Below are 23,339 nucleotides of genomic sequence, written 5' to 3'. Positions count from 1 at the left end.
GCCGGCCGGCCGCCGTCAGCTTCGACGCGGCCGCAGCGCGGACGGTTCGCCCCGGCGCAGCGCGGCGACGTGATCGGCGAGGGCGAACGTCTCGCTGAGCGTGGCTCCCGCGTCGAGCCGGCCGATGACCGCGCTTTCGGCCTCCTTGATCGCGAGTGCTCCGTCGAGGAGCTCGCCGATCCGGTCGGGAGCCACCACGACGAGGCCTTCGCCGTCGGCCAGGACCAGGTCGCCGGGGTTCACCGTGACTCCGCCGCAGGTGACCGGCACCTGCAGCTCGCCGAGCTTCGACGACGTGCCGGAAAGCGGGGTGACGAACCGGCTGTACAGCGGGAGTTCGCAGCCCCCGACATAGGCCATGTCCCGGTAGCCGGCGTCCACGACGATGCCGCCGAGCGAGCGGGCCAGCGCCCCGCGGGCGAACAGTTCGCCACCGAGGGCGATTTCGCGCGCGCCGCCGTCGACCACGATCACGTCGCCCGGCGCCGCCGATTCGATGGCCTGGAGCACGCCGAGGAAGTCGTCGCGGCACCGGACCGTGAACGCGGGCCCGAAGATCCGCGACCGGGCGGAGCGGGCACGGATCGCGCTGTGCAGCACCCTCGTCGTCTTGTCGACATCGCAGAGGGCGGTCGTGTCGACCGCGAGGAACTTCCGCGCGAGTTCGTCGTTCACCGGCATCGGGCGATGGTACGGCGAATGCCCGATGGCCCGAGCCGGTTCCCGCCGGCGCGGAGGTGCGGCGGTCCCGGTGGTGGGCGCGACCCCCAACGACGCGCCCGCCACCGGGTCGCCCCGGCATTCCCCCTCTTTCGCCGTGCCCCTAGGGTTCCGGATGCCGTCCTCGTTTCGTCCTCGCGCCGGCCTCCACGGCGCCACCTGCGCGTTTCGGAGCCAGGGCGCCGGGCGGCCGGGCTTGAGGACGAGGGGGATGCGATGAGGTTCCGGATTCTCGGGACGCTGGAAGTGCGGGCGTACGGGGATCGGGTCACCCTGGCGAGCCCGCGCCAGCAGCGCGCGCTCGCCGCACTTCTGCTCAACCCCAACGCGGTCGTCCCGGTGGAGCGCATGATCGACGCGCTCTGGGAGGACGAGCCGCCCGCGACGGCCGTGAAGCAGGTGCGCAACTGCGTGTCCGCCCTGCGAAGCCGGCTCGGCGAGACCGGCGGGATGATCGTCACCGACGGGCCGGGGTACCGCCTGCAGACCGAGATCGACGATCTCGACTCGCTCCGGTTCCGCCGGCACGTCGCGGCGGCGCGGGGACTCGCCGGGCAGGCGAAGCTCGTCGACGCCGTCGAAGAGATCCGTGCCGCGCTCGCCCTGTGGCGGGGCCCGGCGCTCGACGGGTTGCGGACGACCACGCTGGCCGGGCGCGCCGCCGTGCTCGACGAACAGCGCGCCGACGCCGTGGAGCTCTGCGCCGGATGGCAGCTGCGGCTGGGCGAAACGGGCGAGGTCGTCCGCGAGCTGACCGAGTTCTGCGGCGAGCACCCGATGCGCGAGCTGTCCCACCTGCTCCTGATGCGCGCCCTCGCGAAAGAAGGCCGCTACGCCGAGGCCTCGGCGTTGTTCCACGGCCTGCGCCGGCGGCTGGCCGACGAGCTCGGCGTCGACCCGAACCCCGAACTGCGGCGGCTCCACGAGCAGCTCCTCGCCGAGTCCGCCGCGAGCGACCCCGGTCCCGGTCCGGATCCCGGGCCGCCGGCGGAGGTCCCGCCGGAGCACCACCCCTTCGACCGCGCGGTCACCGAGCTGGCCGAAGCCGTCACGTGGCAGTGGCGCGCCGAAGCCGAGCTGCGTTCGCTGCACCGGCCGCAGCCGATCGTCCTGCACTGGTCGTCCGTCGCGCGGCCGGGCAAACCGGCGCTCCGGGGCGACCTCGACGACGTCGCGGAGACCTTCGCCGCGCTGCCCGTGCGGCAGCTGGTCGTGCTCGGCGAGCCCGGCTCCGGCAAGTCGGTGCTCGCCCTGATGCTGACGCTGGAGCTGCTGCGCACCCGCGCTCCTGGGGCGCCGGTCCCGGTCCTGCTTTCGCTGGCCTCGTGGGATCCGCGGCGGGAGCACCTCGACCGGTGGCTGGCGGGGCGGCTCGCCGACAACCACCCGGCGCTGCTCACCGCCCGGGAGTACGGGCCCGGCGCACCGACCCGGCTCGTCCTCGGCGGCCACGTCGTCCCGGTCCTCGACGGCCTCGACGAGATGCCGACCGACCTGCGCGCCGCGGCGCTCGACGCACTGGACCAGACCATGGCGGTGGGCCGCTCGCTGGTGCTGACCTGCCGCTCGGCCGAGTACGAGCAGGTCACGCGCGAGTCCGGCGCGGCGCTGAGCGCCGCCACCGTGGTGCGGCTCGAACCCGTGGCCCGGCAGGAGGCGATCACCTACCTGTCCGCGCGGGAAGGCGCGGGCCGCGACCGCTGGCTCCCCGTGGCCGAACGGCTGCGCCGGGACCCGGACGCGGCCCTGGCCCGGGTGCTGCGGACGCCGTTGATGGTCGACCTCGCCCGGATCGCCTACGGCCGGGCGAGCGCGGATCCCGCCGAGCTGCTCGGCGCCGAGGACGCCGACGCCGTCGAAGGGCAGTTGCTCGACTCGTTCGTCCCCAACGCCTACGCGGACGTGCCGCAGCCGCCGGGGCGGAACCCGAAGACCAGTCCGTCCGGGCGGTACACCGCGGCGCAGGCGACCCGCTGGCTGGGTTTCCTGGCCCGGCACCTCGACCGGGCACGCAGCCGCGACCTGGCCTGGTGGCAGTTGTACCGGGCGGTTCCGGCCGGCACACGGGCGGCCTTGGTCGGCGTGCTGATCGCGCTGTTCTTCGTCGTCACCGGCTGGGTCGACGACGGCCCGGCGCTGGCCGCGATCTACGGCCTCTCGTTCGGCGGCGCCGGCTACCTGACCCACCGCTTCGGGCGCGCGCCGGAGCCGCTGCGCACCGAACTGCGCTTCGCCGGGGCCACCCGGAAGTTCGCCGGGCGCTTCGCGATCGGCGCCGTCGTGGGCGTCCTGCTCGGCCTGGGCTGGTCGCTGGCCACCGGCCTGGTCGTCTTCCTGGCCCTGGTGTTCGGCCTGGTGTTCGCGGTGCACGTGTGGCTCGCGAAACCGGTCGACGCCAGCCGGGTGTCGAGCCCGGGGACGATCCTGCGCAACGAACGGACCGGCGCGATCGCGCTGGCCGGCTCCTTCCTGGTGTCGCTGGGGCTGTTCGACGGGATGGCGTTCGCGTTCACCGCGAACACCCGGTTCCTGCCGGTGCTGGGCGGCCGGTACGACCTGGCACTGGCCGTCGCCGGCGGGCTGGCGGGCGCGTCGTTCGGGTGGTTCATGGCGCGCGGCGTCGCGGCGGTCTGCTACGGCCTCGCGGGCGCCATCGCCGGCGGCCAGGTGTTCCCGCCGGCGACGAACCCGGTGCTGCCGTTCGTGGTCGGCGTCTTCTTCGGCGGCGGCATCGGCCTGGCGGTCCTCGTGACGCGCGCCTGGGGCAACTACTTCGTCCACCACGTCTGGCTCGCCGCGACCGGCCGCCTTCCCTGGCGGCTCATGCACTTCCTCGACGACGCCCACCGCCGCGGCGTCCTCCGGCAGGCCGGCGGCGTCTACCAGTTCCGCCACGCCCGCGTCCAGGAGCGGCTGGCTGAGGCCGGCCACGACGAGCAGGAGGATCGATGAACGGCGAGGAAATCGTGCTGGGACCGCTGCCGAAGGGGATCACGCCCGCCGGGGAAGGGAAGGTGTGGAACGTGCTCGGGCACACCTACTCCCTGAAGGCCGCGAGCGAGTCGAGCTTCGCGTTCGAGACCCTCGACCCGCCCGGCACCGGGGTACCGCCGCACGTGCACCCGACCCAGGACGAGCACATCTACGTCCTGGACGGCGTGGTCACCCTCTACCTCGACGGCGCGTGGGAAACCGCGGGGCCCGGCGACACCGTGCGGATGCCGAAGGGTCTCCCGCACGCCTACTACAACCGCGGCGAGAGCCCCACCCGGGCGCTGTTCTGGGTGAGTCCGGCCGGGCGGCTCGCGCAGCTCTTCGACAAGCTGCACGACCTCGCGGACCCGGCCGAGGTCGTCCGGTTGTCGGCGCTGCACGACGTCGACTTCCTGCCGCCGGGTTCGGTGGCCGGCGCTTGAACACCGGCCCGGTGGGGACCGCGAAGTCCCCACCGGGCGGAGTTCAGATCAGCGCGAACCGCTGGGCGGCCGAGCCGTTGCAGTCCCAGATCCGCAGCCGCGTGCCGTTGCCCGTCGCGCCGTTCGGGGAGTCGAGGCACCGGCCGGACTGCGGGTTGCGCACCGACCCGTCGGCCTGGGGCGTCCACACCTGGCCGCCCACGCCGTTGCAGTCCCACAGTTCGACCTGGGTGCCGTTCGCCGTGCCGTTGCCGATGATGTCGAGGCAGCGGCCGAGAGTGCGCAACGCTCCGCCGGACAAGTGGAACCAGTGCTGGTCCACCGCGAAGGACTGGCAGTCCCACAGCTGCACGGCGGTGCCATTGCCGCCGGTGTCGTCGCCGGCCACGTCGACGCACTTGCCGCCCGGGCCGGTGACCGGGCCGCCGCCGGTGACCGAGAACTTCTGCGCCGCGGCGCCGTTGCAGTCCCACAGCTGCATGCGGGCGCCGTTGGCGGTGGCGCCGTTCGGCGAGTCGAGGCAGCGGCCGGACTGCGGGTTGCGCAGTGAGCCGTCGGCCTGCTGCACCCACTTCTGACCGCCGACGCCGTTGCAGTCCCACAGTTCCAGCAGCGCGCCGTTCGCCGTGCCGTTGCCGGTGACGTCGAGGCAGCGGCCCAAGGTGGACAGCGAGGAGTCCGCGTTGTGCGCCCAGTGCTGGTCGGCCGCGTTCGCCTGGCAGTCCCACAGCTGCACGGCGGTCCCGTTGCCGCCGGTGTCGTCGCCGGCGACGTCGAGGCACTTGCCGCCGGGGCCGGAAACCGTGGCCGCGTAGGGCGGTGTCCCGGTGCTGCCGGCGTAGCCGACGGAGACCACATTGGACTGGACGGCGTCGTCCGCGGCGTCGGTCGGGTAGCCCGCGGTCATCACGCCTTCGAAGAACGAGCCGATGGACGCGTTGCTGTTGTCGCCGCCGGTGCCGAGCACGATCGAGCCCTCCTGGTGCATCGGCGTGTACCCGCCCGAGGGCAGTGCGCCGTTGTACCAGGTGGTGAGGCCGCCGCTCTGGGAGTTGCCGCCCTTGAGCGCGAAGGTGGTCTGGCCGTTGTTCTTCAGCAGCGCGGTGACGAACGGGGTGGCGTTGCCGCGGTTGGCGGTGTTGGAGCGGTTCCCCTGGAACAGCCCGTTCTCCAGGTCGCCCGCCACCCACGGGCCGATCCCCGTGCACGGCGGGAAGTAGCACGTGGTGCCGAGGTTGACGGCGTCCATGTGGCCGTTGCCGGTGTCGGCGATCTGCGCCTCGACGTTGCCGTAGTCGAAGCAGCAGCCGCCGTTGACGTGCGTGCCGCTGGCGACCATGTACATGCCTTCGGGCTGGCCGTCGACCGCGACGCCGGCGCCGACGTAGTGCCGGTACCCGGTGCCGGGGGAGATGTAGACGCCGTAGACCTTGTGCCCGCCCGCGGTGACCGGCAGGGCGGACGCGACGGCGGCGACGTCCTGGCCGCCCGCGGTGCCGGGACCTTCGACCGTGAGGTCGTTGTGGCGCGGGGACTGGTCGTAGATCACCGTGATGGTGCACGTCGTGCCGGCGCAGAACGAGTCCTGCGCGGCGGCGTCGGCGTACCCGCCGGTGGCGAGCAGGCCGATGTTCGTCTCGGCGCGGTCGGAGGCGCGCTGCACGCGGTAGAGGGTGCCGGCGTAGGCCGAGTAGAGGGCCCGCGTGGTGCTGTGCGCGGCGACGCACGGGGTGCCGGCCGAGCCGTAGATGTCGCACGGCAGGGGACCGGCGGCCTGCGCGGCGGTGCTCGGCCCGAGCATCGTCGCGAGGACGAGCAGGGTGGTGGCGAGGGTGGCGAGGAGACTTCGACCGCGGGGCACGGAACCTCACTCTCAAAGCCGCAGGTCAGTGACCCGGGCGGACTTTTACAACGTTGTATTTCCGGGAGAGAAGGGGAATGCGGAAGCGCGTTGGGGATAGGGGGAGGGTATGGCCGGGTTCTCGATCGTGTCAACAGTGCACGACGTGCTGGTGGTCCAGTCCACTGCGAGTCCGTGAGTGGTGCACCCGGACGGCCTGGGCGGCGGGATCCGTTTCGTGGCACGGGATGCCGCCGGACCGGGCCGCGCGCCATCGGGCTGCCGGTGTGCGAGGTGCGGCGCGGACCGGGTCCGGTGCGCCACCGCCGCCGGCGCCGGTCTTCGGCGTATTCGGGCGAAGCGCCACGAAACGGCCGGGGAACCTGTCATGATCCGGCGAAGCCCCCACGTGTGAAGGAAGAGACGATGTCGGCCGAGATGGACCAGCTGATCGCCCAGTTCGAAAACTTCCAGGCCAAGGTGCGCCAGGCCGAGACGCGGTTCGCCGCCGTCGGCGACATGCAGGAGCGGATCGCGCGGGTCGAGACCACCGTGACCTCGCCGGACGGCACGGTGACGGTCGTCGCGGGGGCCGGCGGGACCGTCACCGACCTGCGGCTGACCGCCGGCGCGATGCGCCTCGAAGCGGGCCAGCTCGCCCAGCGGATCATGGCCACCCTGCGCCGGGCCGTGGCCGGGGCCGCCCAGCAGCAGGCCGGCATCGTCGACGACGCGTTCGGGGACCAGCTCGGCGTCGACGTCACCGGGCAGGTCCGGCAGGCCCAGGCCGAAGCGTTCGGAACCGCGGCACCGGAACCCGCGTCGGAGCAGCAGGCGCCGCGGCCGCGACGCCGTCCCGCACCGGGGGACGACGACGACTTCGACCAGGGCCCGATCCTCCGCCGCTCCTGAAACCGACCGAGGGAACTTCCGCGATGTCAGACGGAATCCAGACCAACATCGACGCGATCTCCGGATACGCGCGCCAGCTGCCCTTCTACGAGCAGGAATCGGACAAGTTCGGGGCCAAGATCGACGCCGCCGACGTGACCGACACGGCCTGGGGCGTCGTCGGGATCTGGGCCAAGCAGGGCTACACCGAGCGGCTCGGCGAGCTGCGGTCGCTGCTGGGCGAGCTGAAGGACGGCGTCGACGGCCTCACCACCAAGATGACCAAGGCCGCCGAGATGTACCGCGGCACCGAAGAAGCGGGCGTGATCGCCTTCGGCCGGTACGAGGCGGAGATCGACGCGATCGGGGAGCAGGGCAAGTGACCGAGCCGAAGAAGAGCATCGCCGACGCGCTGGACGTCCAGCCGTACGACGAGAGCACGAGCGCGAACCTCGACCGCGCGGCGGAGGCCACGCCGGTGGTCGGCACCGTGTACAAGTCCGGCAAGTCGATCGCCGAGCACGCCCGGCAGGCGGCCTCGGCCGACGGCGCGGGGGAGCTGGCCTCGGCGGGCAAGGCACTGGTCGGTGACGGCGCGGCGTTCGTCGGCGCCGCCGCGACCGACATGGTCACCTTCGCGATGGACCCGATCGGCTGGCTGGTGAGCCACGGGCTGAACATGCTGCTCGAGCTGGTCCAGCCGCTGCAGGACGCGCTGCACGCGGTCACCGGCGACGGGCCGGCCATCGGGCACGCGTCGGAGAACTTCGCCGCGATCGCGCACGGCTTCGTCGCGCTCGCCGAAGACTTCGAGCAGACCGGCGACACCGCGCTGGCCGAGTGGGTCGACGAAGCCGGCAAGGCGGCCAAGGAGGCGCTCGGCGACTTCTCCTCCGGCATCCGCGGCGTCGGCTCGGCGGCCGGGTCGGTCTCCGAAGTGCTGCAGATGTGGTCGATGGTCATGCAGGTCATCGAAGAGGTGATCAAGGCGATCATCACCGAGCTGGTGTCCTGGCTGATCACCATCTGGCTGCCCGCGCTGGCCGCGTCGGTGATCAGCTTCGGCAGCTCGGTCGCCGCCGCCATGACCGCGTCCATCGCCAAGGCCGCCGGCGTGCTGCAGAAGGTCACCCGGTACCTCGGCAAGTTCGGCAAGCTGCTCGACACGTTCATCGAGTTCCTCGCGAAGTACTCGACGAAGGTCGTGGAGATGACCCGGAAGTTCCGGCTCGGCCGGTACGCCGGCGAGTCCCGGTTCGGGCTCGACACGCTGGAGAACACGGCCCGCGTGCCGTTCACGCCCGGCAACCGCGCGCTGACCACGATGTTCGGCACGTCGGTCGGCGCGAGCCCGCTGGTCGCCGGTGCGAGCGTGAAGGCCGGGATCGCGGCGGGCAAGACGGCGTTCACCGAAGGCAAGGAAGCTGTCACCCCCGAGGAGGACGAGCCGTGGTTCGACAAGAGCGCGATCGGTGGCGACCGGACGCCGGAGGAGACCCGGCGGAACTTGGACATCTAGCGCGGAAGGCCGTCGAGTTCGGCGACCGCATGGAGTCCGCGAAGGACGCCGCACTCGTGCGCCCCGGGTTCCGGGAGCGCGTGGAGGCGGTCATGCGCGAGCACTGGCGGGAACCGGTGATCGTGCTGCGGCTGGGCGACCCGGACCTCCGGTTCGCCGTCCCCGGCCGCCGTCCGGACGGCACGGTCGAGGGCTCGCGGCCCGTGCTGCGGGCGTTCGGGAACGTCGTGCGCGGGATCGCCGCGGCGGTGGGGTACGTCGCGTACCTGGCGAGCGCGGCGGGCAGCGGCGGCGGCAAGGCCGAGCGCGAGGCCCAGGTGACCGGCCCGGCGGACGCCCAGGTCCTCGAGCCGCTCGACCGGCTCCGGCGGGCGAAGGGCCCGTGGCTCGTGTGCTCGCCGACGTCGGTCGCGCTGGTGGAGACCGGGCCGACGTACGGGGATCCGGCCGATGCCCCCGAACCGCGGGTCCTCTGGGAGGCCCGGGGCGCCGGCGCCCCGGAGGTCAGTTTCCGCAAGCGCACGCTGACCTGGCCGGACGGCTCGCGGTTCAAGTTCCCGCTGCAGGGCCGCACGGAAGAGCGGCACCTGCGGCAGTTCCACGAGTACCCGGACGTGGTCCACTGGCCGGTGTGACGGCCGGAAGCCCGCCGCGCGGCGTCTCCGTCCACTCGGGACCGGCCCGGCGTCCGGCCGGGAGCGGGCCGCCGACGCAGTAGGCTGAGGCGAATGAGCGCGGCATCCGGCACGGAGCACTCGATGGTCGAAACCCGGCACCAGACCCGGCTGCTCACCCTGCTCCGGGACGAGGGCCCGATGTCGCGGGTCGAGCTGGGGGAGCGGCTCGAGCTGCCGCGCGCCCGGGTCGGGGCCGAAGTGGCCCGGCTCGGTGAGGTCGGGCTCGTCGAGACCGCCGGGCCCTCGGCCAGCCGGGGCGGGCGGCGGTCGACGCTGGTCCGGCTCGCGGGCGAGCTCCGGGTGCTCGCGGTGGACGTCGGCGCGACGTCGGTCGGCGTGGCGGTCACCGACGCTTCGTGCGAGGTGCTCGCGCACGCCGTCGAGGACTGCGACGTCCGGCAGGGGCCGCACCCGGTGCTGCGGCGGGTCGCCGAGCTCGCGGCGAAGGTGCGGGACGAGGCACCCGGCAGGCTGGTCGCGGCGGGCATCGGGCTGCCGGGGCCGGTCAGCTTCGCCGAGGGGATGGCGGTCGCGCCGCCGATCATGCCCGGCTGGGACCGGTTCAACGTGCGGGACCACCTCGGCGGCCTCTGGGGCTGCCCGGTGGCGGTGGACAACGACGTCAACGCGATGGCGCTCGGGGAGCGGCACGCCGGGGTCGCGCGGTCGACCGACGACCTGATGTTCGTCAAGATCGGCACCGGGATCGGCTGCGGGATCGTGCTCGGCGGCAAGGTGTACCGCGGGGTCGCCGGCACGGCGGGCGACATCGGGCACATCCGGCTCGACGACTTCGGCCCGACCTGCGCCTGCGGTGAGGTCGGCTGCCTGGAGGCCTACTTCGGCGGGGCCGCGCTGGCCCGCGACGGGCTGGCCCTGGCGCGCAGCGGCCGGTCGGCCCACCTCGCCGAGGTGGCCGCCGAACGCGGCGTGGTCACCGCCCGCGACGTCGGCCGAGCCGCCGCGGCGGGCGACTTCGGCGCGGTCAACCTCATCCGGGACGGCGGGCGCCGGCTCGGCCAGGTCGTCGCGTCGCTGGTTTCGTTCATCAACCCGGGGATGGTGGTGATCGGCGGCGGCGTGGCGCAGCTCGGTCACCAGCTGCTCGCCGAGCTGCGCAGCGCGGTGTACCGGCGTTCGCTGCCGCTGGCGACGGGGAACCTCCCGATCGTGCTGTCCGAGCTCGGTGACACGGCGGGTGTGATCGGTGCGGCGTGGTCGGCGACCGACCGGGCTTTCACGCTCAGCAGCTGAACGGGCCTCCGCAGTAGCGCTCAAACCAGGCAGACTTTTGCACTCTCGAATCGAAAGTCCGCCCGACTTGCCGCGTCTATCCGGGTGAAAAGCGGACTTAACACGCCGTCTTCACCTTGACGGGTGATGGCCGTCACCCTACTTTCGCATCCTGCGTGACAAAGTCCGTTCAGTACGCAGCACTTGTGAGGGCAACGTGGCCGTTACCGGTACCAGGCGAGCCGATCCGGTGAGCCCGCGTACGGCGAACCTGGCCGCGGTCCTGCGGGCGCTGCGCACGGGCCCTCTCTCCCGCACGCAGCTGGCCGCACGCTGCGGGGTCGCGAAGTCCGCAGTTCCCGGACTGCTCGCCGAACTCGCGGAGCGGGGCCTGGTCCGGCCCGCCGGTGTCCTCCCCGGCAACGGCCGACCGAGCCGGCTGGTCGAACTGGACGGCGAAGACGCGTTCGCACTGGCTCTGAGCATCGAGGCGGACCGGCTGTCCGCCGTGGTCACCGACCTGTCCGGGCGCGTCCTGGCCGAGCACGCGGAGACCGTCGACGTCGCCGCGGCCGGGTTGCAGTGCGGCATGGACGAACTCGCCCGCCTCGCCCACCGGGTGCTGCCCGGCCCACCTGTCGGCGTCGCGATCGCGGTGCCCGGGCTGGTCGACTCGGCCGCCGCCGTGCTGCGGCTGGCCCCGGCCCTGCGCTGGCGCGACGCGGAGATCGCCGGCCTGATGGCGGCCCGTCTGAACCTGCCGGTCGACGCGGTCGCCGTGGACAACGACGCCAACCTCGGCGCGCTCGCCGAGTCGGCCGCCGGCGTCGGGAGCGAACTGTTCTACCTCGGCGGCGGCCCGGCCGTCGGCGGCGGATTCGTCTCCGGCGGCGTGATCCTGCGCGGTGCGCGCGGCTTCGCGGGCGAGGCCGGGCACATCGCCGTCGACCCGTCCGGCGCGCGGTGCACCTGCGGCCGGACGGGCTGCCTGGAGACGAAGGCGAACCTGGCCGCGCTCCTGCGCGCGGCCGCGGCACCCGGTGACCCCCTGCACGACCCCGCCCTCGGCGTCGAAGGCCGGGTGACGCTGCTGAAGCACCGCGTCCGGCGCGGCGACCAGCGCGCGGCCACGGCGGTGCACGAGCTCGGCGTCGCGCTCGGGATCGCACTGTCCACTGTGGTCGATGTGCTCGACCCGGACGTCGTCGTCCTCGGCGGCTACTTCGCGGAGCTCGGGGAGTGGCTGGTGGAACCGGTCCGCGTCGAGCTCGCCGCGCATGCCCAGTCGGGACTGCACGCCCGGGTGGTGCCCTCGGAGCTCGGCCTCCGGGCCCCGCTGCGCGGCGCTGCCCACCTGGCGGCGGAACGGCTCTTCGCCGACCCCACGCTCGCCCCCGGCACCGAGGAGGCCTCGGTATGAGCCTGCTTTCCGTTCGCGGGATCGTGAAGAGCTTCCCGGGGGTGCGCGCGCTCGACGGGGTCGACCTCGACGTCGAACCGGGCGAGGTGCACTGCCTGCTCGGGCAGAACGGCGCGGGGAAGTCGACGCTGATCAAGGTCCTGTCCGGGGCGCACCGGCCGGACGGGGGCGAGATCACCTGGCAGGGCGAGCCGGTCTCGCTCGGCTCGCCGGTCGACGCGCTGCGCCTCGGCATCGCCACCATGTACCAGGAGCTCGACCTGGTACCCGGGCTTTCGGTGGCGGACAACATCTTTCTCGGCCACGAACGCGCCCGGCTCGGGTTCACGCGGATCTCGCAGGCCCGCGACGAAGCCGCGCGGCTGATGGCCCGGCTGGGGCACCCCGGCATCCGGCCGTGGCACGAGGTCGGCAAGCTGTCCGCGGCGGGGCAGCAGCTGGTGTCGATGGCCCGCGCGCTGGCCCACGACGCCCGGCTGCTCGTGATGGACGAGCCCACCGCCGCGCTGGCCGGCGACGAGGTCGACAACCTCTTCCGCATCGTCGGCGAGCTGACCGCCGACGGCGTCGCGGTCGTCTACATCTCGCACCGGCTCGAGGAGCTGCGCCGGATCGGGCACCGGGTGACCGTGCTCAAGGACGGCCGCACCGTCGGCATCGGGCTCGACGCCCGCACCACGCCGACCGCGGACCTCGTCGCGCTGATGGCCGGGCGCAAGGTCGAGACGGTCTTCGGCCCCCGGCACGACGGGCACGCGGACCGGACCTCCCTGGCGCTCGAGGTCGACGGCCTGTCCCGGGCCGGCGAGTTCGAGGACGTGAGCTTCACCGTCCACGCCGGGGAGGTCGTCGGGATCGCCGGGCTGGTCGGCTCCGGCCGCAGCGAGCTGCTGGAGACGATCTTCGGTGCCCGGCGCGCCGACAGCGGAACGGTGACGGCGCAGGGGAAACCGCTCCGCCCCGGCAGCGTCCTCGCCGCCGTCAAGGCGGGGATCGGGCTGGCCCCGGAGGAACGCAAGAGCCAGGGCCTCCTGCTGGACCTGTCGGTGGCCCACAACGTGACGCTGGCCAGTCTCGGCCGGTACGCGAAGTTCGGGTTCACCGAGCGCGCGAAGGAGCTGGACGACGCGGGCGCGAGCCTGCGGCGCCTCGACCTGCGGCCCGCCGACCCGCGGCGGATCGTCCGCACGCTGTCCGGCGGCAACCAGCAGAAGGCGGTGCTCGCGCGGTGGCTGGTCCGCGGCTGCCGCGTGCTGCTGCTGGACGAGCCGACGCGCGGCGTCGACGTCGGCGCCCGCGCCGAGCTGTACCGGCTGATCGACGAGCTGGCCGCGAGCGGCGTGGCGATCGTGCTGGTGTCCAGCGAGATCCCCGAGGTGCTGGGGCTGTCCGACCGGGTGCTGGTGCTGCGCGAGGGCCGCGTCCTCGCCGACCGGCCGTCGGCCGGGCTGACCGAGGCCGAGGTGCTCGACGTGATTCTCGAGGGGAGCGCGGCATGACCGAAACCCAAGCACCGCCACAGGAAGCGCTTCCCGTCGAACGGAAGCGGTTCTCCTTCCGGGCCGACCCGCGCCTGCTCGGCCTGGCCGGGGTGCTCGTCGTGCTCTGCCTGGTCGGCCAGTTCACCCGGCCCGAGCTGTTCTTCACCGAAAGCAACATCTCCACGATCCTGCGGCTGGCCGCGGCCATCGGCGTGGTCAGCGTCGGGATGACGTTCGTGATCATCAGCGGCGGCATCGACCTTTCCGTCGGCTCGATGGTCGGCCTGGCCGGCGTCTGGCTCACCACCCTGGCCACCCAGTCCTACGGGCCGTGGGTGATGGTCCTCTGCGGACTGGCGGTCGGCCTCGGCTGCGGGCTGGTCAACGGCGTGCTCGTGGCCTACGGCAAGGTCGTGCCGTTCATCGCGACGCTGGCGATGTACGTCTCGGCGCGCGGGCTCGCCGAGCGGATCAGCGGCCGCCGCACGCAGGTCGTCGCCGACCAGGACTTCCTCGCCTTCTTCCGCGGCGACCTGCTCGGCATCCCGGTGCTGATCTGGCTCTTCGCGCTGGTGTTCGCGGTCGGCTGGGTCGTGCTCAACCGCACCACCTTCGGCCGCCGGACCTACGCGGTCGGCGGCAACATCGAGGCGTCGCGGCTGGCCGGGATCAACGTCAAGCGCCACCTCGCGCTCGTCTACGGCGTGGCCGGCCTGTGCTGCGGGATCGCCGCGCTCATGGTCGTCGCGCGGACGACGGCGGGCGCGTCGACCAACGGCATGTTCTACGAGCTCGACGCGATCGCGGCGGTGGTCATCGGCGGCACGCTGCTCACCGGCGGCCGCGGTTCGCTGATCGGCACCCTGATCGGCGTGCTGATCTTCACGGTGCTGTCCAACCTCTTCACGCTCAACAACCTGGACACCGACATCCAGAACATCGCCAAGGGCGTGATCATCGTGCTCGCCGTGCTCTTGCAGTTCCGGGCCAGGAAAGCCAGGACAAGTCCTTAGTCACCACCGATGGAGGTCACCATGGCCGAACAACCCTTCCTCGGCCGCCGGGGGTTCCTGCTGGGCGGGGCCGCCGTCGGCGCCGGCGCGCTGCTGGCCGGCTGCACGTCGAACACGCCGGCGAACTCCGAGTCGAACGCGCCGGTCGCGAACGCCGGCACCAACGCCCAGCCGGGAAAGCCGGTCACCATCGGCTTCTCCGCGCCGGCCGCCGACCACGGCTGGATCGCGGCGATCACCAAGAACGCCAAGGCGCAGGCGCAGAAGTTCAGCGAGGTGAAGTTCAACGCCACCGAAGGCACCAACGACGTCAACCAGCAGATCTCCCAGGTGGAGACGCTGATCAACGCCAAGGTCGACGTCCTGGTGATCCTGCCGTTCGACGGCAAGGCGCTCACCTCGGTCGGGCAGCAGGCGATGGACGCGGGGATCCCGGTGATCAACCTGGACCGCGTCTTCGACACCCCGCTGGCGTACCGCACGTGGATCGGCGGCGACAACTACCGCATGGGCGTCAACGCCGGCAACTACATCGCCAAGCAGCTGAAGGCGAAGAACGTCGCCAACCCGATCATCGGCGAGGTCGCCGGGATCGACTCGCTGCCCCTGACCCAGGAACGCAGCAAGGGCTTCGCGGACGCGCTGGGGCGGGCCGGGTTCAAGGTCGGCCCGCGGGTCTCGGCGCAGTTCACGTCGGAGTCGGGTGAGCAGCAGACGGCGAACCTGCTCCAGGGTGCGCCCAAGCTGGACGCCCTCTGGAACCACGACGACGACCAGGGCATCGGCGTCAACGCCGCGATCGACACCGCGGGCCGCAAGGAGTTCCTGATGGTCGGCGGTGCCGGCTCGAAGAACATGATGAACCTGATCAAGGCGGACGCGTCGCCGATCAAAGCGACCGTGCTCTACAGCCCGTCGATGGCCTCGACGGCGATCGCGCTGGCCCGGCTGCTCGGGCAGGGCAAGGGGATCGGCGACCTGGCCGAGCACGACATCCCGGCCGAGATCACCACGTACTCCGCGGTCGTCACCAAGGAGAACGTCGACCAGTACCTCGACGTCGGCTTCGACTCCTGACCCCGTCGTGAGTGTTCAGGGCGGTTCTAACCGCCCTGAACACTCACGACCACCCGCACCGAGAACACAAGGAGGGGTATGAGCCCGGCACGGGAAACGATCGGGATCGGGATGGTGGGCCACGCGTTCATGGGTGCGGTGCACTCCCACGCGTGGCGCAGTGTGCACCGGTTCTTCGACCCACCGCTGGTGCCGAGACTCGCCGTCCTCGCCGGCCGCGACGAGACCCGGGCCAAGGCGGCGGCGCAGCGGTTCGGCTGGGCCGACGTCGAGACCGACTGGCGGAAGCTGGTCGTGCGCGACGACGTCGGCCTGGTCGACATCTGCACGCCGGGCGACAGCCACGCGGAGATCGCGATCGCCGCGCTGGAAGCCGGGAAGCACGTGCTGTGCGAGAAGCCCCTGGCCAATTCGGTGGCCGAGGCCGAGGCGATGGCCGAGGCGGCGCGGCGGGCCCGTGAACGCGGGGTACGGGCCATGGTCGCGTTCAACTACCGCCGGGTGCCCGCGCTCGCCCACGCCAGGAACCTGGTGGCGAGCGGGGCGCTCGGCGAGATCCGGCACGTGCGGTCGGTCTACCTGCAGGACTGGCTGTCCGACCCGCGGGCGCCGATGACCTGGCGGCTGCGCAAGGAGTCCGCCGGTTCGGGCGCGCTGGGCGACCTCGGCGCGCACATCGTCGACGCCGCCCAGTTCGTCACGGGCGAAGTGATCACCGGGGTCTCGGCGCTGACGAACACCTTCGTGAAGCAGCGGCCGTCCGAAGGCGGCGGGACGGACGAGGTGACGGTCGACGACACCGCGTTGTTCCTGGCCCGGCTTTCCGGGGGAGCCGTGGCGAGCTTCGAGGCGACCCGGTTCGCGCTGGGCCGCAAGAACGCGATGCGGCTGGAGGTCAACGGGTCGAAGGCGAGTCTGGCGTTCGACTTCGAGTCGATGAACGAACTCCAGTGGTACGAGGGCAGCGGTACCGAGGCCGGCTTCCGCCGCATCCTCGTCACCGAGCCGCAGCACCCGTACGTCGGCGCGTGGTGGCCGCCGGGCCACCTGCTCGGCTACGAGCACACGTTCACGCACGAGGTCGCCGACTTCCTCGGCGCCATCGGCGCGGGCACCGACCCGGCGCCGAGCTTCGACGACGGCCTGCGCGTGCAGCGCGTGCTGGACGCCGTCGAGAAGAGCGCGGCCGCGCAGGCGACCTGGACCGCGGTGGAGGAGGGGAAATGAGCCGTCCCGTCACGTTGTTCACCGGCCAGTGGGCCGACCTGCCGTTCACCGAGGTCTGCAAGCTCGCCGCGGACTGGGGTTACGACGGCCTGGAAATCGCTTGCTCGGGTGACCACTTCGAGGTCGACCGCGCACTGTCCGAAGAGGACTACGTCCCCGCTCGGCTGGCCCTGCTCGCCGAGCACGGGCTCAAGGTGTGGGCGATCTCGAACCACCTCGTCGGGCAGGCCGTCTGCGACGACCCGATCGACCACCGGCACCGCGCGATCCTCCCGTCCCGGATCTGGGGCGACGGCGAGCCCGAGGGCGTCCGGCAACGGGCCGCCGCGGAAATGGCCGACACCGCGCGGGCGGCGGCGAAACTCGGCGTTGACACGGTGATCGGGTTCACCGGGTCGAAGATCTGGAAGTACGTCGCCATGTTCCCGCCCGTCTCGCAGGATGACATCGATGACGGCTACGCGGACTTCGCGCGCCGCTGGAACCCGATCCTCGACGTCTTCGACGAGGTGGGCGTCCGCTTCGCGCACGAGGTGCACCCCTCGGAGATCGCGTACGACTACTGGACCACCCAGCGGGCGCTCGAAGCCGTGGACCACCGGCCGGCCTTCGGGCTGAACTGGGACCCGTCGCACTTCGTCTGGCAGGACCTCGACCCGGTGGGGTTCATCCTCGACTTCGCCGACCGGATCTACCACGTCGACTGCAAGGACACGAAGAAGCGCTTCGACGGCCGCAACGGCCGGCTCGGTTCCCACCTGGCCTGGGCGAACCCGCGGCGGGGCTGGGACTTCGTGTCCGTCGGCCACGGCGACGTCCCCTGGGAGGACTGCTTCCGGGCGCTGAACTCGATCGGGTACACCGGGCCGGTCTCGGTGGAGTGGGAGGACGCCGGGATGGACCGCCTCCGCGGCGCGGCGGAGGCGGTGAAGTACCTGCGCGAGCACCTGTTCGACCAGCCGTCGGCGGCTTTCGACGCGGCTTTCAGCAACCAGAGATGAGGGAGTTCCATGTGCGGTCACGAAGCTGAGCAGTACTCCCGAAGGACGATCCTGAACGTGGCGACAGCGGCGCTCGCGGTAGGAGCCGCGGTCGCGTTGCCCGGCACCGCGGGCGCCTCCCCGGCCCGCCGGCGCATCCCGCTCGACAAGATCAGCATCCAGCTCTACTCCCTGCGTTCGCTGCTGCAGAACGACCCCGAAGGCACGCTGTCCGCGCTGGCCGACATCGGCTACCGGAAGGTCGAGCTGGCCGGGACGTACGGCCGCAGCGCCACCGAGTTCCGCGCCATCCTCGACCGGTGCCACCTCAAGGCGTCCTCGACGCACGTCGGCATCGACGGCGACCTGAACCAGACGATCGCCGACGCCAAGGTCCTCGGCAACACCCTGGCGGACGTGCCGTTCGCGCAGTTCGGCACCATCGCCGAATGGGAGGCTTTCGCGGGCCGCCTGAACACCGCCGCGGTGGCGTTCAAGAAGGCCGGTATCAAGCTCGGCTACCACAACCACGCCCACGAGTTCGCCGCGATCGACGGCGTGCTCCCGTACGACGTCCTCACCGCGAAGACGAACAAGCGGGACGTGCACCTGGAGATCGACCTCTTCTGGGCGGTGACCGGCGGCGCCGACCCGGTCGAGCTGTTCCGGCGGAACCACCCGCGCGTGACGCAGTACCACGTCAAGGACCGGACCGCGGACGGCCAGATGACCGACCCCGGCACCGGCGTCATCGACTTCCCGCGCATCTTCGCCGCGTCCTGCCACACCATCAGCGAGTACATCGTCGAGCACGACCAGCCCACCGATCCGCTGAACACCGCCAAGGTCGGCTTCGAATACCTCCGCACCGTGCGGTTCTGAGACTCCCCGGGGGAATCCACATGCGAGTGTCACGTCGGTCGATGCTGGCCGGAACCGCCGCGGGCGTGCTCGCGCCCGCCGTCGGGGTCGCCGCCGGGACGGCCTCGGCGGCGGGCCTGACCCGCCGGATCACGATCTACGCCGAAGCGCTGCCCGGCGGCCGGTACGGCTACGGTCTCGAGCCGGGGAAGGCGACGATCCCCGGTCCGCTGCTGGAGATCTACGAGGGCGACACGCTCGAGGTCGAACTGGTCAACACGACCGACCAGCGGCTGTCCATCCACCCGCACGGCGTCAACTACGACACCGCGTCCGACGGCGCTCCGCTCAACGCGTCGTTCAACAACCCGCGCGAGACGCGGACCTACACCTGGCGCACGCGGACCAGGGCCGAGGCCAGTGGCGGGTTCTGGACACCGGGCAGCGCCGGGTACTGGCACTACCACGACCACGCGATGGGCACCGACCACGGCACCGGCGGTCTCGCCCGCGGGCTCTACGGCGGGCTCATCGTGCGCAAGCGCGGCGACCTGTTGCCCAGCAAGCAGTACACCGTCGTGTTCAACGAGATGATGATCAACCACGAGATGGCACCCGACACCCCGATCTTCGAGGCCCGCCTCGGCGAGCGCGTCGAGTGGGTCTGCATCGGGTACGGCAGCCTGCCGCACACGTTCCACCTGCACGGGCACCGCTGGGCCGACACCCGCACCGGGATGCTGAGCAGTGCCACCGACAACGCCCAGGTCGTCGACAACAAGAACCTCGACCCCGGCAGCTCGTTCGGCTTCCAGGTGCTCGCCGGCGACGGCGTCGGGCCGGGGGTGTGGATGTACCACTGCCACGTCCAGACCCACTCCGACGGCGGGATGGTGGGCCTGTTCCTGGTCCGCAACGCCGACGGCGGGATGCCCGACGGGGCGCAGGAAGCGATCGACCGGTTCAAGCAGCACGGCCACGCCGGGCACGAGACGAACCCCGACGGCCGCACCCATGCTTAGGAGGGGAACCATGAAGAGGAAGTGGTTCGGACGGCGGATGGCGGTCGTGCTCGCCATCGGATCGGTCCTCGCGGCCGGTGCGCCGCTGATGGCGATGCCGGTCGCGCAGGCGGCGCCCGCTGTGGTGAACGTCCCGGTGAACGTGCTGGTCTTCCACGGCGCGGCGGGCGACCAGAAGGACCCGGTGCTGCGCGCTGCGGACGCGATCGCGCGGCTCGGCCAGGACAACGGCATCACGGTCACGGCTTCGTCGGACCCCGCCGTGTTCAGCACGGCGAACCTCGCCCGCTACCGCGGCGTGGTGTTCCTGTCCGCGCAGGGCGTGACGCTCGCGCGGGACCAGGAAGCCGCGCTGCAGGCCTACATGAAGGCCGGCGGCGGGTTCCTCGGCATCTCCGACGCCGCCCGTGCGCAGGACTCGTCCACGTGGTTCACCGGCTTGATCGGCGCGCGCCCGGTCGGCGCCCGCCCGACGCCCGAGGCGGTCGCGGCGGTGACCGCGAGCGCGGAGAACCCGCCGAACGAGACCAAGGAGAAACTGGCCGACAACAACGAAAACACCAAGTGGCTGACGTTCGCGACGACCGGCTGGGCGGCCTACAAGATGGCCACGCCGGTCGCGGTCAGCAGCTACTCGCTGGTGTCGGCGAACGACTTCCCCGGCCGCGACCCGAAGAACTGGACCCTGCAGGGTTCGGCCGACGGGTCCACGTGGACCGACCTGGACACGCGCACGAACGAGACGTTCACCGACCGGTTCCAGACCCGGACGTTCACCTTCAGCAACACCACGGTCTACCCGAACTACCGGCTGAACATCACCGCGAACTCGGGTGAGCCGATCATCCAGCTGGCGGACCTCAAGCTGTTCAAGGACACCTCGACGACCCCGCCGCCGCCCGAGCCCGCGCCGCAGCAGGCCGTCGTCGACGTCCTGGACGCGAAGCACCCGGCCACCGCCGGGCTGCCGCAGAACTGGACGCGGACCGATCGCTGGCTCAACTGGGAGTCCAACCCGGTCGGCACGGTCCACACCGTCGCCCAGGTCGAGGAGAAGGGCTACCAGCCGGGCGTCGGCGCGAACGGCGCGTTCCACCCGATCTCCTGGTGCCGCGACTACGACGGCGGCCGCTCCTTCTACACCGGTATGGGCCGCACCGAAGGGTCCTACGGCGAAGCGCAGTTCCGGCAGCACCTGCTCGGCGCCCTGCGCTGGACGACCGGCATGGTGCGCGGCGACTGCCAGGCCGGGATCGCCGCGAACTACAAGGTCGAGCGGCTGACCGGCAAGAACGCGGCCGGGCAGCTCGACCAGATCGGCGAGCCGCACGGGCTCACCATCGCCCCGGACGGCAAGGTGTTCTACGTCGGCAAGGCGGCCTGCCCGACCGGTCCGGTGGTCAGCTGGGACGACCCGAACGTCGGCCTCGGCTGCGGCACGATCCACCAGTGGGACCCCGCCACCAAGAAGGTCAAGCTGCTCACGACGTTGCGGGTGATGGGCAACCGCGGCAGCGGCGACGAGCTCGTCAAGAACGAAGAAGGCCTGCTCGGGCTCGCACTGGACCCGAAGTTCGCCGAGAACGGCTGGATGTACGCCTACTGGATGCCGCACGAGTCGATCGACCGCGACAAGCGGATCGGCAAGCGCACGGTCTCGCGGTTCACCTACAACGCCACCGCGCAGACCATCGACCAGGCCACGCGCAAGGACCTGCTGTCCTGGGACGTGCAGATCCACAGCTGCTGCCACGCCGGCGGCGGCATGGCGTTCGACAAGGACGGCAACCTCTACATCGGCTCCGGGGACAACAACTCCTCGGGCGGCTCGAACGGCTACTCGGGCAACAACTGGACGCTCGACTACAAGGGCATCTCGTTCCAGGACGCGCGCCGCACCGCGGGCAACACGAACGACCTCGACGGCAAGATCCTGCGCATCCACCCGGAGGCGAACGGGACGTACACGATCCCGCAGGGCAACCTCTTCCCGAACGGCCCGGCGGACAAGACCCGCCCGGAGATCTACGTGATGGGCGTCCGCAACATCGCCCGGCTGCAGATCGACCCGGTGCACAACTGGATGACGGCGGGCTGGGTCGGTCCCGACGCGTCGTCGCCCAGCCCGGAGCTCGGGCCGGCGAAGTACGAGACGGCGACGGTCATCACCGAGGCCGGCAACCACGGCTGGCCGTACTGCATGGGCAACCGGCAGCCCTACCGCGACCGCAGCAGCACCAACGCCGCGGAGCTGACCGGCTGGTACGACTGCGACAACCCGGTGAACACCTCGCCGCGCAACACGGGCCTGGTGAACCTGCCGCCGATCAAGGACAACATGATCTGGTACTCGCCCGACGGCGGCGGCCCGGTCTTCCCGAAACGGCCGGGCTCGTCCATTCCGACCTACGTCGCGGCGGACGCCACCTACACCGAGCCGTACCTGCGGGGCGGCGGCCAGGCGGTCATGTCCGGGCCGACGTACCACCGCTCGCTGGTCAACACGAACAGCGGCGTGGCGTGGCCGGAGTACTGGGACAACAAGTGGTTCATCGCCGACGAGTCCAACTCCCAGAACCGGGTCGCGGTGACCGTGGACCCGGCGGGCGTGCCGACGCACCAGCCGCCGGTGTTCGCCGAGACGTTCCGGCAGATCATCCCCGGCGGGTCCGGCGACACCCGGGTGCAGAGCTGGATGGACGCCAAGTTCGGGCCGGACGGCGCGCTGTACGTGCTCGACTACGGCAACGGGTTCTTCTCCCTGGACGCCAACCAGAAGCTGCTGAGGATCAGCTACACCGGGGGCGCCCCGACCCCGGCGCCGGCCGCGTCGTCGACGATGGTGCAGAACAAGGCGCTGACGGCGGCGTTCACCGGGTCGAAGTCCGGCGGCGTGTCCTACCGCTGGGAGTTCGGCGACGGCTCGGTGTCCACCCAGGCCGACCCGCGGCACACCTACCCGCGCACCGGGATCTTCACCGCCAAGCTGACCGTGACCTACGCGAACGGCGAAGCGGTGACCACCCGGACCGCGATCAACGTCGGCTGTGCGGTGGCCGATCCGGGTCCCGCGGTGACACTCGGGGACACCCTGACGAGCGTGCCGAACCGCAACGCCGGTGGTGGCTGCACGGTCGACGACTTCATCGACGACGAAGGCACGTGGAGCACGCACGCCGCGTTCGTCAACCACGTCGAGCAGGCCACCGAGACGCTCTCCGACCTCGGGGTCCTGAACGACGCCGAGGTGGCCGAGCTGACCGCGGCGGCGGAGGCGTCCCCGATCGGGAAGCCGGGGACCACCGGCTACGACGCGATCTTCGACGGCACGGCCCAGTCGCTGCGCGGCTGGGAACAGGCGCCGTCCGGGCAGTTCACGCTCCAGCCCGACGGGTCGATCCGCTCGGCCGGCGGGCTGGGCATGCTCTGGTACGCCCAGCGCCAGTTCGGCGACTTCTCGGTGAAGCTGCAGTTCAAGGACATCGCCCCGGACCCGAACCGGGCCAACAGCGGCGTCTTCGTCCGGTTCCCGGACCCGCGGACCCCGCTGGACCAGCGGCCGCCGGGCAGCTGCGGCACGGTCGGCTCGGCGCGGACGTCGCAGGCGTGGGTCGCGATCTACTGCGGTCACGAGATCCAGATCTACGACGGCGACACCGGCGAGCCGCAGAAGACCGGGTCGGTCTACAACTTCGACCCGCGCCCGCTCGACCAGGCGGGGGCGCGGCCGAAGGCGACGTGGAACGAGTACGAGATCAAGGTCGTCGGGCAGCACTACACGATGATCCGCAACGGCGTGGTGATCAACGAGTTCGACAACACGCCGGGCCAGCAGTCCTCGCGCGCCGGGGATCCGCCGACCGACCTGCGGCAGTTCGTCAGCGGGTTCATCGGGCTGCAGAACCACAGTGACAACGACCTGATCGAGTTCCGCAACATCCGGGTGCGGCAGCTGTAGCGCG

The 23,339-nt window shown here is 71.8% G+C and carries 18 protein-coding genes; 16 read left to right on the top strand and 2 right to left on the bottom strand.

What is annotated here, in order from left to right; genetic code table 11:
• Positions 1–15: 15 nt before the first annotated feature.
• On the bottom strand, positions 16–681 hold the full coding sequence (locus tag QRX60_RS42795) for an RraA family protein (RefSeq protein ID WP_285997180.1): 666 nt from the start codon (positions 679–681) through the stop codon (positions 16–18).
• 255 nt (positions 682–936) lie between these two features.
• Between QRX60_RS42795 and QRX60_RS42790 the strand changes: the two genes are divergently transcribed.
• Complete coding sequence (locus QRX60_RS42790; protein WP_285997179.1) at positions 937–3,672, top strand: BTAD domain-containing putative transcriptional regulator; 2,736 nt, start codon at positions 937–939, stop codon at positions 3,670–3,672.
• Positions 3,669–4,136, top strand: coding sequence for a cupin domain-containing protein (locus tag QRX60_RS42785; protein ID WP_285997178.1), 468 nt, complete (start codon positions 3,669–3,671; stop codon positions 4,134–4,136). Before QRX60_RS42790 ends, QRX60_RS42785 begins: the two co-directional genes overlap by 4 nt.
• Positions 4,137–4,179: 43 nt before the next feature.
• Here the strand turns inward: QRX60_RS42785 and QRX60_RS42780 are convergent, their stop codons facing one another.
• Positions 4,180–5,997 (bottom strand): arabinofuranosidase catalytic domain-containing protein, encoded by a 1,818-nt coding sequence (locus tag QRX60_RS42780; RefSeq protein WP_285997177.1) that lies wholly within the window; start codon positions 5,995–5,997, stop codon positions 4,180–4,182.
• A gap of 405 nt (positions 5,998–6,402) precedes the next feature.
• Here QRX60_RS42780 and QRX60_RS42775 point away from each other — a divergent pair, with 405 nt between their 5' ends.
• From QRX60_RS42775 to QRX60_RS42710, 14 genes are all read left to right on the top strand, one after another.
• Complete coding sequence (locus tag QRX60_RS42775; RefSeq protein ID WP_285997176.1) at positions 6,403–6,888, top strand: YbaB/EbfC family nucleoid-associated protein; 486 nt, start codon at positions 6,403–6,405, stop codon at positions 6,886–6,888.
• Positions 6,889–6,911: 23 nt separating this feature from the next.
• The gene (locus tag QRX60_RS42770) at positions 6,912–7,250 is read left to right on the top strand and encodes a hypothetical protein (RefSeq protein ID WP_285997175.1); all 339 of its coding nucleotides are present in this window, start codon (positions 6,912–6,914) and stop codon (positions 7,248–7,250) included.
• Positions 7,247–8,386: a hypothetical protein gene (locus tag QRX60_RS42765; RefSeq protein WP_285997174.1), complete on the top strand. Its 1,140-nt coding sequence runs from the start codon at positions 7,247–7,249 to the stop codon at positions 8,384–8,386. The genes QRX60_RS42770 and QRX60_RS42765 overlap by 4 nt, the downstream gene beginning before the upstream one ends.
• A 29-nt stretch (positions 8,387–8,415) precedes the next feature.
• Positions 8,416–9,021 (top strand): hypothetical protein, encoded by a 606-nt coding sequence (locus QRX60_RS42760; protein ID WP_285997173.1) that lies wholly within the window; start codon positions 8,416–8,418, stop codon positions 9,019–9,021.
• Positions 9,022–9,114: 93 nt separating this feature from the next.
• On the top strand, positions 9,115–10,317 hold the full coding sequence (locus QRX60_RS42755; protein WP_285997172.1) for an ROK family transcriptional regulator: 1,203 nt from the start codon (positions 9,115–9,117) through the stop codon (positions 10,315–10,317).
• A gap of 229 nt (positions 10,318–10,546) precedes the next feature.
• Positions 10,547–11,716: an ROK family transcriptional regulator gene (locus tag QRX60_RS42750; RefSeq protein ID WP_285997171.1), complete on the top strand. Its 1,170-nt coding sequence runs from the start codon at positions 10,547–10,549 to the stop codon at positions 11,714–11,716.
• On the top strand, positions 11,713–13,215 hold the full coding sequence (locus tag QRX60_RS42745; RefSeq protein WP_285997170.1) for a sugar ABC transporter ATP-binding protein: 1,503 nt from the start codon (positions 11,713–11,715) through the stop codon (positions 13,213–13,215). The genes QRX60_RS42750 and QRX60_RS42745 overlap by 4 nt, the downstream gene beginning before the upstream one ends.
• Positions 13,212–14,210, top strand: a complete 999-nt coding sequence (locus QRX60_RS42740) for an ABC transporter permease (RefSeq protein ID WP_285997169.1) — start codon at positions 13,212–13,214, stop codon at positions 14,208–14,210. Before QRX60_RS42745 ends, QRX60_RS42740 begins: the two co-directional genes overlap by 4 nt.
• Positions 14,211–14,231: 21 nt before the next feature.
• The gene (locus QRX60_RS42735) at positions 14,232–15,287 is read left to right on the top strand and encodes a substrate-binding domain-containing protein (RefSeq protein WP_285997168.1); all 1,056 of its coding nucleotides are present in this window, start codon (positions 14,232–14,234) and stop codon (positions 15,285–15,287) included.
• 78 nt (positions 15,288–15,365) lie between these two features.
• Positions 15,366–16,514 (top strand): Gfo/Idh/MocA family protein, encoded by a 1,149-nt coding sequence (locus QRX60_RS42730; RefSeq protein WP_285997167.1) that lies wholly within the window; start codon positions 15,366–15,368, stop codon positions 16,512–16,514.
• Complete coding sequence (locus QRX60_RS42725; RefSeq protein WP_285997166.1) at positions 16,511–17,515, top strand: sugar phosphate isomerase/epimerase family protein; 1,005 nt, start codon at positions 16,511–16,513, stop codon at positions 17,513–17,515. Before QRX60_RS42730 ends, QRX60_RS42725 begins: the two co-directional genes overlap by 4 nt.
• A 9-nt stretch (positions 17,516–17,524) precedes the next feature.
• Complete coding sequence (locus tag QRX60_RS42720; protein WP_285997165.1) at positions 17,525–18,376, top strand: sugar phosphate isomerase/epimerase family protein; 852 nt, start codon at positions 17,525–17,527, stop codon at positions 18,374–18,376.
• 20 nt (positions 18,377–18,396) lie between these two features.
• Positions 18,397–19,377, top strand: coding sequence for a multicopper oxidase domain-containing protein (locus QRX60_RS42715; protein ID WP_285997164.1), 981 nt, complete (start codon positions 18,397–18,399; stop codon positions 19,375–19,377).
• Positions 19,378–19,414: 37 nt separating this feature from the next.
• The gene (locus tag QRX60_RS42710; protein ID WP_408630290.1) at positions 19,415–23,335 is read left to right on the top strand and encodes a ThuA domain-containing protein; all 3,921 of its coding nucleotides are present in this window, start codon (positions 19,415–19,417) and stop codon (positions 23,333–23,335) included.
• Positions 23,336–23,339: the final 4 nt, after the last annotated feature.

The sequence above is a fragment of the Amycolatopsis mongoliensis genome, assembly GCF_030285665.1.
Taxonomy (GTDB): domain Bacteria; phylum Actinomycetota; class Actinomycetes; order Mycobacteriales; family Pseudonocardiaceae; genus Amycolatopsis; species Amycolatopsis mongoliensis.
Note: the sequence above shows the minus strand (reverse complement) of the source record. Positions and strands in the feature narration are given on the sequence as shown.